13 protein-coding genes and 1 tRNA gene are annotated in these 15,915 nt (G+C 67.4%); all 14 read right to left on the reverse strand.

Translation table 11 applies throughout. The features are described 5' to 3' along the window. The coding region (locus tag B9O00_RS34310; protein WP_367575477.1) for a GTP-binding protein at positions 1–87 on the reverse strand (87 nt) is incomplete at its 3' end. 55 nt (positions 88–142) lie between these two features. After that, positions 143–2,221, reverse strand: a complete 2,079-nt coding sequence (gene fusA / locus B9O00_RS31475) for an elongation factor G (RefSeq protein WP_085127323.1) — start codon at positions 2,219–2,221, stop codon at positions 143–145. A gap of 30 nt (positions 2,222–2,251) precedes the next feature. Continuing rightward, positions 2,252–2,722 (reverse strand): 30S ribosomal protein S7, encoded by a 471-nt coding sequence (rpsG, locus tag B9O00_RS31480; protein WP_085127326.1) that lies wholly within the window; start codon positions 2,720–2,722, stop codon positions 2,252–2,254. A gap of 15 nt (positions 2,723–2,737) precedes the next feature. Next, positions 2,738–3,109: a 30S ribosomal protein S12 gene (gene rpsL, locus B9O00_RS31485; RefSeq protein WP_085127328.1), complete on the reverse strand. Its 372-nt coding sequence runs from the start codon at positions 3,107–3,109 to the stop codon at positions 2,738–2,740. Positions 3,110–3,611: 502 nt separating this feature from the next. Next, the gene (gene rpoC / locus B9O00_RS31490) at positions 3,612–7,802 is read right to left on the reverse strand and encodes a DNA-directed RNA polymerase subunit beta' (RefSeq protein ID WP_085127330.1); all 4,191 of its coding nucleotides are present in this window, start codon (positions 7,800–7,802) and stop codon (positions 3,612–3,614) included. A 100-nt stretch (positions 7,803–7,902) separates the two neighbouring features. Further along, positions 7,903–12,066, reverse strand: coding sequence for a DNA-directed RNA polymerase subunit beta (rpoB, locus tag B9O00_RS31495; protein ID WP_085127332.1), 4,164 nt, complete (start codon positions 12,064–12,066; stop codon positions 7,903–7,905). A gap of 257 nt (positions 12,067–12,323) precedes the next feature. After that, positions 12,324–12,707 carry a 50S ribosomal protein L7/L12 gene (gene rplL / locus B9O00_RS31500; RefSeq protein WP_085127334.1) on the reverse strand — a complete coding sequence of 128 codons (384 nt, stop codon included), beginning with the start codon at positions 12,705–12,707 and terminating at the stop codon, positions 12,324–12,326. A gap of 51 nt (positions 12,708–12,758) precedes the next feature. After that, the gene (gene rplJ, locus B9O00_RS31505; protein ID WP_085127337.1) at positions 12,759–13,277 is read right to left on the reverse strand and encodes a 50S ribosomal protein L10; all 519 of its coding nucleotides are present in this window, start codon (positions 13,275–13,277) and stop codon (positions 12,759–12,761) included. Positions 13,278–13,596: 319 nt separating this feature from the next. Then, positions 13,597–14,298 carry a 50S ribosomal protein L1 gene (gene rplA / locus B9O00_RS31510; protein ID WP_085127338.1) on the reverse strand — a complete coding sequence of 234 codons (702 nt, stop codon included), beginning with the start codon at positions 14,296–14,298 and terminating at the stop codon, positions 13,597–13,599. A gap of 5 nt (positions 14,299–14,303) precedes the next feature. Continuing rightward, positions 14,304–14,732: a 50S ribosomal protein L11 gene (rplK, locus tag B9O00_RS31515; RefSeq protein ID WP_085127340.1), complete on the reverse strand. Its 429-nt coding sequence runs from the start codon at positions 14,730–14,732 to the stop codon at positions 14,304–14,306. A 94-nt stretch (positions 14,733–14,826) separates the two neighbouring features. Further along, a complete protein-coding gene (gene nusG / locus B9O00_RS31520) occupies positions 14,827–15,357 on the reverse strand; it encodes a transcription termination/antitermination protein NusG (RefSeq protein ID WP_085127342.1) in 531 nt (176 codons plus the stop codon). A gap of 6 nt (positions 15,358–15,363) precedes the next feature. Further along, positions 15,364–15,561, reverse strand: coding sequence for a preprotein translocase subunit SecE (gene secE, locus B9O00_RS31525; RefSeq protein ID WP_085127344.1), 198 nt, complete (start codon positions 15,559–15,561; stop codon positions 15,364–15,366). A 138-nt stretch (positions 15,562–15,699) separates the two neighbouring features. Further along, positions 15,700–15,775, reverse strand: a tRNA-Trp gene (locus B9O00_RS31530). 46 nt (positions 15,776–15,821) lie between these two features. Continuing rightward, positions 15,822–15,915, reverse strand: a 94-nt coding sequence (locus tag B9O00_RS34090) for an EF-Tu C-terminal domain-related protein (RefSeq protein ID WP_085127346.1), incomplete at its 5' end; no start/stop codon positions are given.

Genomic DNA, 15,915 nt, shown 5'->3' on the forward strand with positions numbered 1-15,915 from the left:
CGTCAAAGACGTCTTGCCATGGTCAACATGGCCGATCGTCCCGATGTTGCAGTGCGGCTTCGTACGCTCAAACTTCGCCTTCGCCATCGTTCTTCCTCGTCAGCTCTTCCGTCAGTCCCCGTGTCGCCGGCTCGGTCCTGGCCTAGGCCAGCTTCGCCTTGACTTCGTCGGCCACGGCCTGCGGGACCTTCTCGTAGTGGTCGAAATGCATGCTGTACTGCGCCCGGCCCTGGCTCATCGAACGCAGGGTGTTGACGTAGCCGAACATGTTGGCCAGCGGCACCTGGGCGGTGATCACCCGGGCGTTACCCCGGCTGTCCATGCCGCTGACGTTGCCGCGGCGGGAGTTCAGGTCGCCGATGATGTCGCCCATGTACTCGTCCGGCGTCACGACCTCGACCCGCATCATCGGCTCGAGCAGCACCGGCGCCGCCTTGGGCACGCCCTCCTTGAAGGCCGCCCGCGAGGCGATCTCGAAGGCCAGCACCGAGGAGTCGACGTCGTGGTAGGCGCCGTCGACCAGGGTCGCCTTGAAGTCGATCATCGGGAAGCCCGCGATGACGCCCGTGTCGCGCACGCTGTTCAGGCCCTTCTCGACGCCCGGCACGTACTCGCGCGGCACCGAGCCGCCGACCACGGCGTTCTCGAAGACGAAGCCCTCGCCCGGCTCGAGCGGCTCGAACACCAGCTTGACGCGGGCGAACTGGCCGGAACCGCCGGTCTGCTTCTTGTGGGTGTAGTCGATCTCGGCCTGGCGCGTGATGGTCTCGCGATAGGCGACCTGCGGCGCGCCGACGTTGGCGTCGACCTTGAACTCGCGCCGCATGCGATCGACGATGATCTCGAGGTGCAGCTCGCCCATGCCCTTGATGACCGTCTGGCCGCTCTCGGAGTCGGTCGAGACCCGGAACGACGGGTCCTCCTGGGCGAGACGCGCCAGCGCCATGCCCATCTTCTCCTGGTCGGTCTTGGTCTTCGGCTCGACCGCGACCTCGATGACCGGATCCGGGAACTCCATGCGCTCCAGGACCACCGGGTTCGAGGGATCGCAGAGCGTCTCGCCGGTCGTGGTGTCCTTCAGGCCGGCGATGGCGACGATGTCGCCGGCGCTCGCCCACTCGATGTCCTCGCGGTGGTTGGCGTGCATCAGCAGCATGCGGCCGACGCGCTCGCGCTTGTCCTTCACCGAGTTGAGCACCGAGGTGCCCTTGTTGACGACGCCCGAGTAGATGCGCACGAAGGTCAGCGAGCCGACGAAGGGGTCGGCCATGATCTTGAAGGCGAGACCCGACAGCGGCTCGTCATCGGCGGCGCGGCGCACGATGGCCTCGTCGGTGCCCGGCTTGATGCCGCGCACGGCCGGCACCTCGAGCGGGTTCGGCAGGTAGTCGACGACGGCGTCGAGCAGCGGCTGCACGCCCTTGTTCTTGAAGGCCGAGCCGCAGAGCACCGGCACGAAGGCATCGCTGCAGGCACCCTTGCGGATGCAGCGCTTCAGGGTCTCCTCGTCCGGCTCGGTGCCGTCGAGGTAGGCCTCCATCGCGGCGTCGTCCTGCTCGACCGCGAGCTCCAGCAGGGTGTGGCGGTACTCCGCCGCCTGCTCGGCCAGCTCGGCCGGAATGTCGCGGTACTCGAACTCGGCGCCGAGGCTCTCGTCCTTCCAGACGATCGCCTTGTTCTTCACCAGGTCGACGATGCCGACGAAGTCGCTCTCGGTGCCGATCGGCAGCGAGATGACGGCCGGGGTCGCGCCCAGGCGGTCGACGATCATGTCGACGCAGCGGAAGAAGTCCGCGCCCATCCGGTCCATCTTGTTGACGAAGCAGATGCGCGGAACCTTGTACTTGTCGGCCTGGCGCCAGACCGTCTCGGACTGCGGCTCGACGCCGGCGACCGCGTCGAACACGGCGACGGCGCCGTCGAGCACGCGCAGCGAGCGCTCGACCTCGATCGTGAAGTCGACGTGGCCCGGCGTGTCGATGATGTTGATCCGATGGTCGCGCCAGAAGCAGGTCGTCGCGGCCGAGGTGATCGTGATGCCGCGCTCCTGCTCCTGCTCCATCCAGTCCATGGTGGCCGTGCCCTCATGGACCTCGCCGATCTTGTAGGAACGGCCGGTGTAGAACAGGATGCGCTCGGTCGTCGTCGTCTTGCCGGCATCGATGTGGGCCATGATGCCGATGTTGCGATAGCGCTCGAGCGGGGTCTGACGGGCGGACATGATCGATCTCTCTTCCTGGGCAGCCAGCCGTTACCAGCGGTAGTGCGAGAACGCGCGGTTGGCCTCGGCCATGCGATGGGTGTCCTCGCGCTTCTTGACCGCGGCGCCGCGGTTGTTGGCGGCATCCATGAACTCGCCGGCGAGGCGCTGGGTCATGGTCAGCTCGGAGCGGGCGCGCGCCGCCGAGATCAGCCAGCGCATCGACAGCGCCTGGGCGCGCTCGCTGCGGACCTCGACCGGGACCTGGTAGGTCGCACCGCCGACGCGGCGCGAGCGGACCTCGATCTCCGGGCGCACGTTGGCGAGCGCCTCGTGGAAGACCTTGACCGGGTCGTTGCCGCCGCGGCTCGCGACCAGGTCGAGCGCGCCGTAGACGATGCCTTCGGCAACCGACTTCTTGCCGTCGTACATCAGGTTGTTCATGAACTTCGAGACCACGGGATCCCCGAACTTCGGATCCGGCAGGATCTCCCGCTTCTCGGCGCGACGACGACGCGACATTGCTGCTGCCCCTCCTTACTTCGGGCGCTTCGCGCCGTACTTCGACCGGCGCTGGCGTCGCTTGGCGATACCCTGGGTGTCCAGGGCGCCGCGGATGATGTGGTAGCGCACACCCGGAAGGTCCTTGACGCGGCCGCCGCGGATCAGGACCACCGAGTGCTCCTGAAGATTGTGGCCCTCGCCCGGGATGTAGGTCACGACCTCGTAGCCGTTGGTCAGGCGCACCTTGGCGACCTTGCGAAGCGCCGAGTTCGGCTTCTTCGGCGTGGTCGTGTAGACGCGCGTGCAGACGCCGCGCTTCTGCGGGCAGGCCTGCATCGCCGGCACCTTGTTGCGCGTCGGCTGGGCCTGACGCGGCTTACGGATCAACTGGTTGATCGTCGGCATACGATCCTTCCTCAAGCGCCTATGTGATCGCGAAACAAACGCCGACGTCGGAACAACAGCGTTGTTCCCGCCGGCGTCTCTACGCAAAGCGGACCGATGAGTTTCCGTAGGATGTGAACTGAGCCGACTGGCGGCTGAGCGATCCTCCGGAACTGCGTTTAGGTTCCTATGACGAACCTACGGCCAGCTCCACGCTGTGCGAACGGCGCGGAAAATACGCACGACCCCGGGGCCCGTCAAGGAAAAGCGACGCTTTTCTTGCATCGGGCCGAGGCCTTGCCGCGTCTCTCGCCCCCGCGACACAGGCGGCAAGAGTCCCCGTCGTTACGCGCAACAAGATTCCACGGCACCGTCGAGTCGGCCAAGGCCGGCCCCGGCGGCGGCCGACGGCGGCGACTCGCCGGCGGCCGGTAACAGATGGGGAGCCGGTCCCCGAACGGCAACGGGCGGGCCCTGGGGCCCGCCCGCGTCCGATTCGCCTCCGGCCGGAGCCGGCCGCCGGTCAGGCGACCGAGGCCGAGTCCCCGGCCTCGCCGGCCGCCGCCTCGACGGCGGCCTCGTGCTCCAGCTGGGCCGCCTCGCGGTCGGCCAGGATCTGGCGATCCCGGTCCGCGGCCAGCTTCTTGAAGCGGTTCATCACGGCACCGGTGCCCGCCGGGATCAGGCGGCCAACGATGACGTTCTCCTTGAGCCCGATCAGGTCGTCGAGCTTGCCGTTGACCGCGGCCTCGGTCAGCACCCGGGTCGTCTCCTGGAAGGAGGCGGCGGAGATGAACGAGCGGGTCTGCAGGCTGGCCTTGGTGATGCCCTGCAGCACCGGCTTGCCGGTCGCCAGGCGGCTGCCCTCGGCGAGCAGCTGCTGGTTGGCGGCCTCGAACTCGTCCCGGTCGATCTGCTCGCCGACCAGGAAGGTCGAGTCGCCGGCGTCGTGGATCTCGACCTTCTGCAGCATCTGGCGAACGATCACCTCGATGTGCTTGTCGTTGATCTTCACGCCCTGCAGGCGATAGACGCTCTGGATCTCGTTGACGAGATACTCGGCCAGCGCCTCGACGCCCATGACATCGAGGATGTCATGGGGCACCGGGTTGCCGTCCATCAGCAGGTCGCCCTTGCGCACGAAGTCGCCCTCGTGCACCGAGATGTGCTTGCCCTTCGGCACCATGTACTCGACCGGCTCGAGCCCCTCCTCCTCGGGCCGCACGACGATGCGCCGCTTGGTCTTGTAGTCGCGGCCGAACTCGACCCGGCCGTCGATCTCGCTGATGATCGCGAAATCCTTCGGCTTGCGGGCCTCGAACAGCTCGGCGACGCGCGGCAGACCGCCGGTGATGTCGCGGGTCTTGGTCGACTCGCGCGGGATGCGGGCCAGGACGTCGCCGGCCTGGACCCTGGCCCCGTTCTCGATCGACAGGATGGCGTCGACGCTCATGAAGTAGCGGGCCTCGAGGCCGTTCGCGAGCTTGACCACCTCGCCCTGCTCGTCGCGCAGGGTGATGCGCGGCTTCAGGTCGCTGCCCCGCGGCTGCTGCTTCCAGTCGATGACCACGCGGTTGGTGATGCCCGTGGTCTCGTCGGTGACCTCGCGCATCGACAGGCTCTCGACCAGGTCGACGTAGTGCGCGGTGCCTTCCTTCTCAGTCAGGATCGGGATGGTGTAGGGGTCCCACTCGGCCAGGCGCTGGGCGCGCTTGACCGTGGCGCCCTCGTCGACCAGCAGCTTGGAACCGTAGGGCACGCGGTGGCGCGCCCGCTCGCGGCCCGCGTCGTCGAGCAGCAGGATCTCCATGTTCCTGCCCATGACGACCATGACGTTCTGCGAGTTGACCACGACGTTGCGGTTCTTCAGGGACACCTTGCCGTCGCTCGAGGCCTCGACGCTCGACTGCTCGGCGCCGCGCTGGGCGGCACCGCCGATGTGGAAGGTCCGCATCGTCAGCTGGGTGCCCGGCTCGCCGATCGACTGGGCGGCGATGACGCCGATCGCCTCGCCGGTGTTGACCGCCGTGCCGCGGGCCAGGTCACGGCCGTAGCACAGCGAGCAGATGCCGGTCGGCGACTCGCAGGTCAGCGGCGAGCGGATGCGCACCGCGTCGATGCCGGCCCGCTCGATCCGCTCGACCTCGTCCTCGGCCAGCAGGTCGTTGCGCTTGGCGATGACCTCGCCGGTCAGGGGATCGATGACCTCGTCGGCCGCGTGACGGCCGAGGATCCGCTCGGACAGCGGCGCCACGACCTCGCCGCCGTCGACGACGGCGCGCATGGTCAGGCCCTGCTGGGTCTCGCAGTCGTGGATCGTGATGATCGCGTCCTGCGCGACGTCGACCAGGCGGCGGGTCAGGTAGCCCGAGTTGGCGGTCTTCAGGGCGGTGTCGGCCAGGCCCTTGCGGGCGCCGTGGGTCGAGTTGAAGTACTCGAGCACGGTCAGGCCTTCCTTGAAGTTCGAGATGATCGGCGTCTCGATGATCTCGCCCGACGGCTTGGCCATCAGGCCGCGCATGCCGGCGAGCTGCTTGATCTGGGCCGCCGAGCCACGGGCGCCGGAGTGGGCCATCATGTAGACCGAGTTGATGTCCTTGCCCTTGGAGGTCTGCATGACCTTCATCATCTCGTCGGCCACCCGGTCGGTGCACTGCGACCAGACGTCGACCACCTTGTTGTACTTCTCGCCTCGGGTGATCAGGCCTTCCTGGTACTGGGTCTCGAACTCCTTGACCTGCTCCTGGGCCTCCTCGACCAGCTTGTGCTTGGCCTCGGGGACGATCAGGTCGTCCTTGCCGAAGGAGATGCCGGCCCGGCAGGCCTGGCCGAAGCCGAGGCCCATGATGCGGTCGCAGAAGATCACCGTCTCCTTCTGGCCGCAGTGCCGGTAGACGATGTCGATGACCTCCTGGATCGTCTTCTTCGTCAGCACCCGGTTGATCAGCGAGAAGGGCACGTTCGGGTTCTTCGGCAGCACCGTCGAGAGCAGCATGCGGCCCGGCGTGGTCTCGAGCAGCGACGAGGTCAGCTGCCCCTCGTCGTCGTAGCGCTCGATGCGCGCCTTGATCTTGGTGTGCAGGGTGACAGCCTTGGCCATGATGGCGTGCTCGACCTCGCCCTCGTCACCGAAGACCATGCCCTCGCCCGGCTCGTTCTCGCCTTCCATCGTCATGTAGTAGAGGCCGAGGACAATGTCCTGACTGGGCACGATGATCGGCTTGCCGTTGGCCGGCGACAGGATGTTGTTGGTCGACATCATCAGCACGCGGGCTTCCAGCTGGGCCTCCAGCGAAAGCGGCACGTGCACGGCCATCTGGTCGCCGTCGAAGTCGGCGTTGAAGGCGGTGCAGACCAGCGGGTGCAGCTGGATCGCCTTGCCCTCGATCAGCACCGGCTCGAAGGCCTGGATGCCGAGGCGGTGCAGCGTCGGCGCCCGGTTCAGCATGACCGGGTGCTCGCGGATCACCTCATCGAGGATGTCCCAGACCTCGGGACGCTCCTTCTCGACCATCCGCTTGGCGGCCTTGATCGTCGAGGCCATACCGTAGAGCTCGAGCTTCGAGTAGATGAACGGCTTGAACAGCTCGAGCGCCATCTTCTTCGGCAGGCCGCACTGGTGCAGCTTGAGCTCGGGGCCGACCACGATGACCGAGCGGCCGGAGTAGTCGACGCGCTTGCCGAGCAGGTTCTGGCGGAAGCGGCCCTGCTTGCCCTTCAGCATGTCGCTGAGCGACTTCAGCGGCCGCTTGTTGGCGCCGGTGATGACCCGGCCGCGGCGGCCGTTGTCGAACAGCGCGTCGACGGCCTCCTGCAGCATGCGCTTCTCGTTGCGCACGATGATGTCCGGCGCGCGCAGCTCGATCAGCCGCTTCAGGCGGTTGTTGCGGTTGATGACGCGGCGGTAGAGGTCGTTGAGGTCGGAGGTCGCGAAGCGGCCGCCGTCGAGCGGCACCAGCGGGCGCAGCTCCGGCGGGATCACCGGGATGACGTCGAGGATCATCCACTCCGGCTTGGCGCCGGACTCCAGGAAGGCCTCGACCAGCTTCAGGCGCTTGACCAGCTTCTTGCGCTTGGCCTCGGAGTTGGTCTCCTTCAGCTCCTGGCGCAGCTTCGGCCGCTCGGCCTCCATGTCCAGGGCCTTGAGCATGCGCTTCATGGCCTCGGCGCCGATCTCGGCCTCGAAGGCCTCCTCGCCGTACTCGTCCTGGGCGTCGACGTACTCTTCCTCGCTGATCAGCTGGCCGAGGCGGAAGGGCGTCATGCCCGGCTCGATGACCACGTAGTTCTCGAAGTAGAGGATCCGCTCCAGGTCCTTGAGCGTCATGTCGAGCAGCAGGCCGATGCGGCTCGGCAGCGACTTCAGGAACCAGATGTGCGCGACCGGGCTGGCCAGCTCGATGTGGCCCATGCGCTCGCGGCGCACCTTCGACAGGGTCACCTCGACGCCGCACTTCTCGCAGACGATGCCGCGGTACTTCATGCGCTTGTACTTGCCGCACAGGCACTCGTAGTCCTTGATCGGCCCGAAGATGCGCGCGCAGAACAGGCCGTCGCGCTCCGGCTTGAAGGTCCGGTAGTTGATCGTCTCGGGCTTCTTGATCTCGCCGAACGACCAGGAGCGGATCTGCTCCGGGCTGGCGATCGCAATACGGATCTGGTCGAAGCTCTGCAGGCCCTGGGGCTGGCCGTAGAGGTTCATCAAATCGGTCATCTGTCTCTCCCGCGGGGATGCGACGTGGAAGCTAAAGCCGGCACCGGGCCCCGGAGCGGCCCCTTCGAAGGGGCCGGGCTCCGGGGCCAGGACGGGCGGTTCAGTACTGGCTCTGCTCCAGCTCGACGTTCAGGCCGAGCGACTTCAGTTCCTTGACGAGCACGTTGAACGACTCCGGGATGCCGGCCTCGAAGTTGTCCTCGCCCTTGACGATGGCCTCGTAGACCTTGGTGCGGCCCGCGACGTCGTCCGACTTCACGGTCAGCATCTCCTGCAGCGTGTAGGCGGCGCCGTAGGCTTCCAGCGCCCAGACCTCCATCTCGCCGAAGCGCTGGCCGCCGAACTGCGCCTTGCCGCCCAGCGGCTGCTGGGTGACCAGGCTGTAGGGGCCGATGGACCGGGCGTGGATCTTGTCGTCGACCAGGTGGTGCAGCTTCAGCATGTAGATGTAGCCGACCGTCACCTGCCGGTCGAAGAACTCGCCGGTGCGGCCGTCGATCAGCTTCACCTGGCCGGAGGCGTTGAGCCCCGCCAGCTTCAGCATCTCGACGATGTCCGGCTCTCGGGCACCGTCGAACACCGGCGTCGCGATCGGCACGCCGTGGCTGAGGTTGCCCGACAGCTCGAGCAGCTCGTCCTCGGACATCCTGTCGATCTCGGTCTTGTAGACCGCCTCGCCGTAGATCGTCTTCAGGCGCTGCTTGAGGCCGTCGAGCTCGCCCTTGCGGGCCTGCTTGAGCAGCTCGCCGATCTGCTTGCCGAGGCCCGAGCAGGCCCAGCCCAGATGCGTCTCCAGGATCTGGCCGACGTTCATGCGGCTCGGCACGCCGAGCGGGTTCAGCACGATGTCGACGTGGGTGCCGTCCTCGGTGTGCGGCATGTCCTCGATCGGCATGATCTTGGAGATGACGCCCTTGTTGCCGTGGCGGCCGGCCATCTTGTCGCCCGGCTGCAGCTTGCGCTTCACCGCGACGAAGACCTTGGCCATCTTCATGACGCCCGGGGGCAGCTCGTCGCCGCGCTGCAGCTTGTCGACCTTGTCCTCGAAGCGCTTCTCGAGGGCCGTGATCGAGGCCTCGAACTGCTTGTTGAGGGCCTCGACGTCGGCCTGGCGCTCGTCGTCCTTGACGGCGATCGCGCGCCACTGGCCCGGCGTGTAGTCGGACAGCACGGTCTCGTCGATCTTGGTGCCGGCCTTCAGGCCCTTCGGGCCCGACTGGGCGGTCTGGCCGACCAGCAGGTCCTTGAGACGGCCGTAGAAGCTGCGCTCCAGGATCGTCTTCTCGTCGTCGCGGTCCTTGGCCAGACGCTCGATCTCGGCCTTCTCGATGGCCAGGGCGCGCTCGTCCTTGTCGACGCCGCGGCGCGAGAAGACCCGCACCTCGACGACCGTGCCGGTGACGCCCGGCGGCACCCGGAGCGAGGTGTCGCGCACGTCGGACGCCTTCTCGCCGAAGATCGCGCGGAGCAGCTTCTCCTCCGGCGTCATCGGCGACTCGCCCTTCGGCGTCACCTTGCCGACCAGGATGTCGCCGGCCTGGACCTCGGCGCCGATGTAGACCATGCCCGCCTCGTCGAGGTTGCGCAGGGCGTCCTCGCCGACGTTCGGGATGTCGCGGGTGATCTCCTCCTGGCCCAGCTTGGTGTCGCGGGCCATGACCTCGAACTCCTCGATGTGGATCGAGGTGAAGACGTCATCGCGCACGATGCGCTCGGAGATCAGGATCGAGTCCTCGAAGTTGTAGCCCTGCCACGGCATGAAGGCGACGAGCACGTTGCGCCCGAGCGCCAGCTCGCCGAGCTGGGTCGAGGGACCGTCGGCGACGATGTCGCCCTTGGCCACGATCTCGCCGACCTTCACCAGCGGCTTCTGGTTGACGCAGGTGTTCTGGTTCGAGCGCTGGAACTTCAGCAGGTTGTAGATGTCGACGCCGGCCTCGCCGTGGCCGGTCTCGTCGGTCACGCGGATGACGATGCGGGTCGCGTCGACCTGGTCGACCACGCCGCCGCGCCGGGCCGCGATCGCGACGCCGGAGTCGCGGGCGACCGTGCCCTCCATGCCGGTGCCGACCAGCGGCGCCTCGGCCTGGACCAGCGGCACCGCCTGACGCTGCATGTTCGAGCCCATCAGGGCGCGGTTGGCGTCGTCGTTCTCGAGGAAGGGGATCAGCGCCGCCGCGACCGAGACCAGCTGCTTCGGCGAGACGTCGATGTAGTCGATCTCCTCGGCGCGGGTCAGCAGGTAGTCGGCGCCGCGGCGGACCGAGATCAGGTCCTCGATCAGCTTGCCGTTCTCGTCGATCGTCGAGTTGGCCTGGGCGACGGTGTAGCGCGTCTCCTCCATCGCCGAGAGGTAGACGACCTCGTCGGTGACGTGGCCGTCGACGACCTTGCGGTAGGGGCTCTCGATGAAGCCGTACTGGTTGACCCGGGCGTAGGTCGCCAGCGAGTTGATCAGGCCGATGTTCGGGCCTTCCGGCGTCTCGATCGGGCAGATGCGGCCGTAGTGCGTCGGGTGCACGTCGCGCACCTCGAAGCCGGCGCGCTCGCGGGTCAGGCCGCCCGGGCCGAGGGCCGAGAGGCGCCGCTTGTGGGTGACCTCCGACAGCGGGTTGGTCTGGTCCATGAACTGCGAGAGCTGCGAGGAGCCGAAGAACTCGCGCACCGCGGCGGCCGCCGGCTTGGCGTTGATCAGGTCGTGCGGCATGACGCTGTCGATCTCGACCGAGCTCATGCGCTCCTTGATCGCCCGCTCCATGCGCAGCAGGCCGATGCGGTACTGGTTCTCGAGCAGCTCGCCGACCGAGCGGACGCGGCGGTTGCCCAGGTGGTCGATGTCGTCGATCTCGCCGCGGCCGTCCTTGAGGTCGCAGAGGATCTTGACGATCGCCAGGATGTCCAGGCGGCGCAGCACGCGCAGCTGGTCCGAGGTCTCGAAGCCGAGGCGCGCGTTCATCTTGACGCGGCCGACGGCCGAGAGGTCGTAGCGCTCCGGATCGAAGAACAGGCTCCGGAACATCGCCTCGGCGGTCTCCAGGGTCGGCGGCTCGCCCGGGCGCATGACGCGGTAGATGTCGATCAGCGCGTCCTCGCGGGTGTTGTTCTTGTCGCCCGCCAGGGTGTTGCGCAGGTAGGCGCCGACGTTGACGTGGTCGATCGCCAGCGTCGCGAGCTCGCTGTTGCCGTGCTCGACCAGGGTCGTGAGGCTGGCCTCGGTCAGCTCGTCGCCGGCCTCCAGGATCACCAGGCCCTTGTCGTCGATGTAGTCCTCGGCGGCGTAGTGGCCGACCAGGTCGGCGTCGGTGACGCGGATGTCCTTGAGCCCCGCCTCGACCAGCTTGCGGGCCTGGCGCGGGGTCACCTTCTTGCCGGCCTCGAGCACGACGTCGCCGCTGTCGGCGTCGACCAGGTCGCTGGTCAGCTTGATGCCCTTGAGGCGCTCGGCGTCGAACGGCGTGCGCCAGGCGTCGCCGTCGCGGGTGTAGACGACCTTGTCGTAGAAGCCGGCGAGGATCTCCTCGCTGCTCATGCCGACGACCTCGGTGGGGTCGACGTCCTTCTCCTCGGCCTTGCGGTCGGCGCGCAGCTTCTCGGTCTGCTCGGAATCGAGGGCGAGCAGCAGGGTCGTCGCGGGCAGCTTGCGACGCCGGTCGATGCGGACGTAGAGCAGGTCCTTGGCGTCGAACTCGAAGTCGAGCCAGGAGCCGCGGTAGGGGATGACGCGGGCCGCGAAGAGGTACTTGCCGGAGGAGTGGGTCTTGCCCCGGTCGTGGTCGAAGAAGACGCCCGGGCTGCGGTGCATCTGCGAGACGATGACGCGCTCGGTGCCGTTGACGATGAAGGTGCCGTTCGGCGTCATGAGCGGCATGTCGCCCATGTAGACGTCCTGCTCCTTGATGTCGCGGATCGAGCGCGAGCCGGTGTCCTCGTCGACGTCCCAGACGACCAGGCGCAGGGTCACCTTCAGGGGTGCTGCGAAGGTCATGCCGCGCTGCTGGCACTCCTCGACGTCGTACTTCGGCTCCTCGAGTTCGTAGGACACGAACTGGAGCTCGGCGCGACCCGAGAAGTCCTTGATCGGAAAGACGCTCTTGAAGACTTCCTGGAGTCCGGTGTCGGTGCGCTCCGGCATCGCCACGCCCAGCTGCAGGAACTGATCGTAGGAGGTCTTCTGCACCTCGATCAGGTTCGGCATCTGGGTGACCTCCGGGATACGCCCGAAGCTCTTGCGGATGCGCTTACGCCCGGTGAACGAACTGGCCATCGTCATTCCTCGTCCTCAGCTACTTCGCCGCCTGGGCAGCCGCGTGACCGGCCGCCGTCGCGGCACCCGCAGGTGCCGCCCGATTGGAAAAAAAGCAGTCCACGAAACGCTTTTTCGAAAGCTGTGCTCTTTCGGCGGAGCGGCGTGCCGGGCCTGCCGGCCGACACCCCGCCGAAAAGGCGCAGCGGCCCGGTCCGGCGCCGCGAGGATTCGCGGCGCCGGCCGGACCGAGACGCAGATGAAGATCCGGCCTGTCGTTACTTGACTTCGACAGTGGCTCCGGCCTCCTCGAGCTTCTTCTTGACCTGCTCGGCCTCGTCCTTGGAAGCCCCTTCCTTGACAGGCTTGGGGGCACCCTCGACGAGATCCTTCGCTTCCTTCAGGCCCAGGCCGGTGATCGCCCGGACCTCCTTGATCACGTTGATCTTCTTCTCGCCGGCAGCGACGAGAATGACGTCGAACTCGGTCTTCTCCTCGGCAGCGGCAGCGGCGTCGCCACCACCGGCACCGGGCATCGCGGCGACCGCCACCGGAGCGGCGGCGCTGACGCCCCAAGCTTCCTCCAGCTTCTTGGAGAGCTCGGCGGCTTCGAGAACGGTGAGCTTCGAGAGCTCGTCAACCAGCTTATCCAGATCGGCCATTTGTCTATCCTCTCAGGCTTGAGCTTCGTGCGAACGACCTTGCCAGTCGCCTCAAGCGGCTTCGTTCTTGGTGGCGTAGGCGGAGAAGACCCGGGCGAGCTGCCCGGCCGGAGCCTGGAGGACGCCGGCGACCTTGGTCGCCGGAGCCTGGATCAGGCCCACGATCTTCCCGCGCAACTCGTCGAGCGACGGCAGGTTGGCCAGGCTCTCGACGCCCTTGGCATCGAGCAGCTGGCCGCCCAGCGCACCACCGACGATGATCAGCTTCTCGTTCTTCTTGGCGAACTCGAAACAGACCTTGGCGGCAGCCACCGGATCCTCCGACGTCGCGAGCGCCGTCGGTCCGGTCAGCAGATCCGCCAACCCCTCGAACTTCGTGCCCTTGAGCGCGAGCTTGGCGAGCCGATTCTTCGTCACCTTGTAGCTGGCACCCGCCTTGCGCGCCGCGCCCCGCAGCGCCTGCGACTCGGCCACCGTCAGCCCCTTCTGATGGGTGACGATGACGGCCGTAGAAGCGGCGAAACGGGCGTTGAGCTCGGCGACCAGCTCTTCCTTGGCTGCTCGGTCCACGCTTGTACGCTCCATTCTGGACGTCCCGGGCCCGAAGGCCCCGGAAGTCCGTCGCACGATGAGCCGTCTCGGGCGAACCCGCCGACGGCTCGGTTCGCCTGTCCCGGAAGCTCAAGCCTTCGCGCCCGGCCGATCGGACCAGCCGCGAATCCCTTGCCCCCGTCTATGCAGGCCCCGCTTCGGGGCTTAGGCCCGCCGCCCGGAGGCGCCGGTCACCTGCAGTCTCGGACAGGTCGGCGGACGACACGGCCGAAACCGGCCGCCGCCTGCTTCCGCCGCCGATGCCGTCCGGGGACGGCCGCGGCGGCGGACACTCTCGTCAGGCGGGCGCCGACAGGCTGCCCACCTCGATCACGATGCCCGGGCCCATGGTCGAGGACAGCGCGACCTTCTTGATGAAGGTCCCCTTGGCCCCGGACGGCTTGGCCCGGTTGATGGCGCCGACGAAGGCGCGCACGTTGTCGACCAGCTTGGCCTCGTCGAAGCTCGCCTTGCCGACGCCGGCGTGGACGATGCCCGCCTTCTCGACGCGGAACTGCACCTGGCCACCCTTGGCCGCCTGGATCGCCGTCTTGACGTCCGGCGTCACGGTGCCGAGCTTCGGGTTCGGCATCAGGCCGCGCGGGCCGAGCACGCGGCCCAGCTTGCCGACGATCGGCATCATGTCCGGCGTCGCGATGACCCGGTCGAACGGCATGTCGCCGGCCTGGACGCGCTCGGCCAGGTCCTCGGCGCCGACCACGTCGGCGCCGGCCGCCGTGGCCTCCTCGGCCTTGGCGCCGCGCGCGAAGACCGCGACGCGGACCGACTTGCCGGTGCCGTGCGGCAGGTCGACGACGCCGCGCACGTTCTGGTCGGCATGGCGCGGATCGACGCCCAGGTTCATCGAGATCTCGATGGTCTCGTCGAACTTCGCCTTGGCGCGCGCCTTGAGCAGGCCGACGGCCTCCTCCAGCGAGTAGTTCTTGTTGGCGTCGAGGCCCTCGCGGGCGTTGAGCAGACGCTTACCCTTCTTCGCCATCGGCCTTACTCCACCACCTCGAGACCCATCGAGCGGGCCGAGCCCTCGATCATCTTGGCCGCGGCCTCGATGTCGAACGCGTTGAGATCCTCCATCTTCTGCTCGGCGATCTCGCGCAGCTGGGCGCGGGTCACCGTGCCGATGGTGCCCTTGCTCGGGGTCGCCGAGCCCTTCTCGATCTTCGCCGCCTTCTTCAGGAAGAAGCTCGCCGGCGGCGTCTTCATCACGAAGGAGAAGGAGCGGTCGGTGTAGGCCGTGATCACGACCGGGATCGGCATGCCCTGCTCGAGGTTCTGCGTCTGGGCGTTGAAGGCCTTGCAGAACTCCATGATGTTCAGGCCGCGCTGGCCCAGGGCCGGGCCGATCGGCGGCGAGGGGTTGGCCTTGCCGGCCGGGATCTCGAGCTTGATGTAGCCCTCAATCTTCTTTGCCATTTCCTAGCACCCTTTCCTTGATGGGGCTGCGCGGTACGGCCATGGCGAGCCTCCCGCGCCCTTTGCCCGCAGGCAGATCCCGCCAGCCGTCAGGCTAGAGCTTCTCGACCTGCGAGTACTCCAGCTCGACCGGCGTCGACCGGCCGAAGATGGAAACCAGAACCTTGACCCGCGAGCGCTCCGAATCGACCTCTTCGACCGTCCCGTTGAAGGAGGTGAAGGGGCCGTCGGAGACCCGGACCTGCTCGCCGATCTCGAAGATGATCGACTGCTTTGGGCGATCGACGCCCTCCTGGACCTGCGCCATCAGGCGCTCGGCCTCGGCGTTCGAGATCGGCACCGGCCGCGACCGGCCGCCCAGGAAGCTGGTCACCTTGGGCGTGTTCTTGACCAGGTGCCAGGTCTCGTCGGTCATCTCCATCTGGACCAGCACGTAGCCCGGGAAGAACTTGCTCTCGGTCGCGACCTTCTGCCCGCGACGCACCTGGGTGACCTCCTCGGTCGGCACCAGCACCTCGCCGATCAGCTCGGCCATGCCCTGCTGCTCGGCCTGCTCGCGGATCGCCTCGGCGACCTTCTTCTCGAAGCCGGTGTGGACATGAATCACGTACCAACGCAGCGCCATCGCCGATCAGGCTCCCAGACCCAGGATCTGGCGCACGCCGAACGCGAGCACCTGGTCCACAAAAAAGAAGAAGAGCGCGGCAAAGATCACCATCGCGAAGACCATCACGGTCGTGACCGAGGTTTCCTTGCGCGTCGGCCAGGTGACCTTGGAGATCTCCTGGCGCACCTCGCGGATGAACTTCGCCGGCGTCGTCTTCGCCATTGCCTTCTCAAATTCCCGGGCGGAACCGCATCACATGGGGATGCGCCGCCCTCTTGTCATCGTCTCGCCACGAGAACCCTGTCGCATCGGGGCCATGCGCCCCGCACAGGGCTCTATCGTACTGGGCTCTGCCGATCTTGGCAGGAGTGGAGGGACTCGAACCCCCAGCCCCCGGTTTTGGAGACCGGTGCTCTACCAGTTGAGCTACACTCCTTCGGCCACGATCGACCCCGCGAACCCTGAAACCCGGTCGGCCAGACCTACTCGATGATGCTGGCGACGACGCCGGCACCGACGGTGCGGCCGCCCTCGCGGATCGCGAAGCGCAGGCCCTCGTCCATGGCGATCGGCGCG

Source organism: Tistlia consotensis USBA 355, assembly GCF_900177295.1.
In the GTDB taxonomy this organism is placed as follows: Bacteria; Pseudomonadota; Alphaproteobacteria; order Kiloniellales; family DSM-21159; genus Tistlia; species Tistlia consotensis.

Coding starts and splice junctions, on each gene's coding strand:
- fusA (WP_085127323.1), bottom strand. CDS start 2,221: ATGTCCGCCCGTCAGACCCCGCTCGAGCGCTATCGCAACATCGGCATC.
- rpsG (WP_085127326.1), bottom strand. CDS start 2,722: ATGTCGCGTCGTCGTCGCGCCGAGAAGCGGGAGATCCTGCCGGATCCG.
- rpsL (WP_085127328.1), bottom strand. CDS start 3,109: ATGCCGACGATCAACCAGTTGATCCGTAAGCCGCGTCAGGCCCAGCCG.
- rpoC (WP_085127330.1), bottom strand. CDS start 7,802: ATGACCGATTTGATGAACCTCTACGGCCAGCCCCAGGGCCTGCAGAGC.
- rpoB (WP_085127332.1), bottom strand. CDS start 12,066: ATGGCCAGTTCGTTCACCGGGCGTAAGCGCATCCGCAAGAGCTTCGGG.
- rplL (WP_085127334.1), bottom strand. CDS start 12,707: ATGGCCGATCTGGATAAGCTGGTTGACGAGCTCTCGAAGCTCACCGTT.
- rplA (WP_085127338.1), bottom strand. CDS start 14,298: ATGGCGAAGAAGGGTAAGCGTCTGCTCAACGCCCGCGAGGGCCTCGAC.
- rplK (WP_085127340.1), bottom strand. CDS start 14,732: ATGGCAAAGAAGATTGAGGGCTACATCAAGCTCGAGATCCCGGCCGGC.
- nusG (WP_085127342.1), bottom strand. CDS start 15,357: ATGGCGCTGCGTTGGTACGTGATTCATGTCCACACCGGCTTCGAGAAG.
- secE (WP_085127344.1), bottom strand. CDS start 15,561: ATGGCGAAGACGACGCCGGCGAAGTTCATCCGCGAGGTGCGCCAGGAG.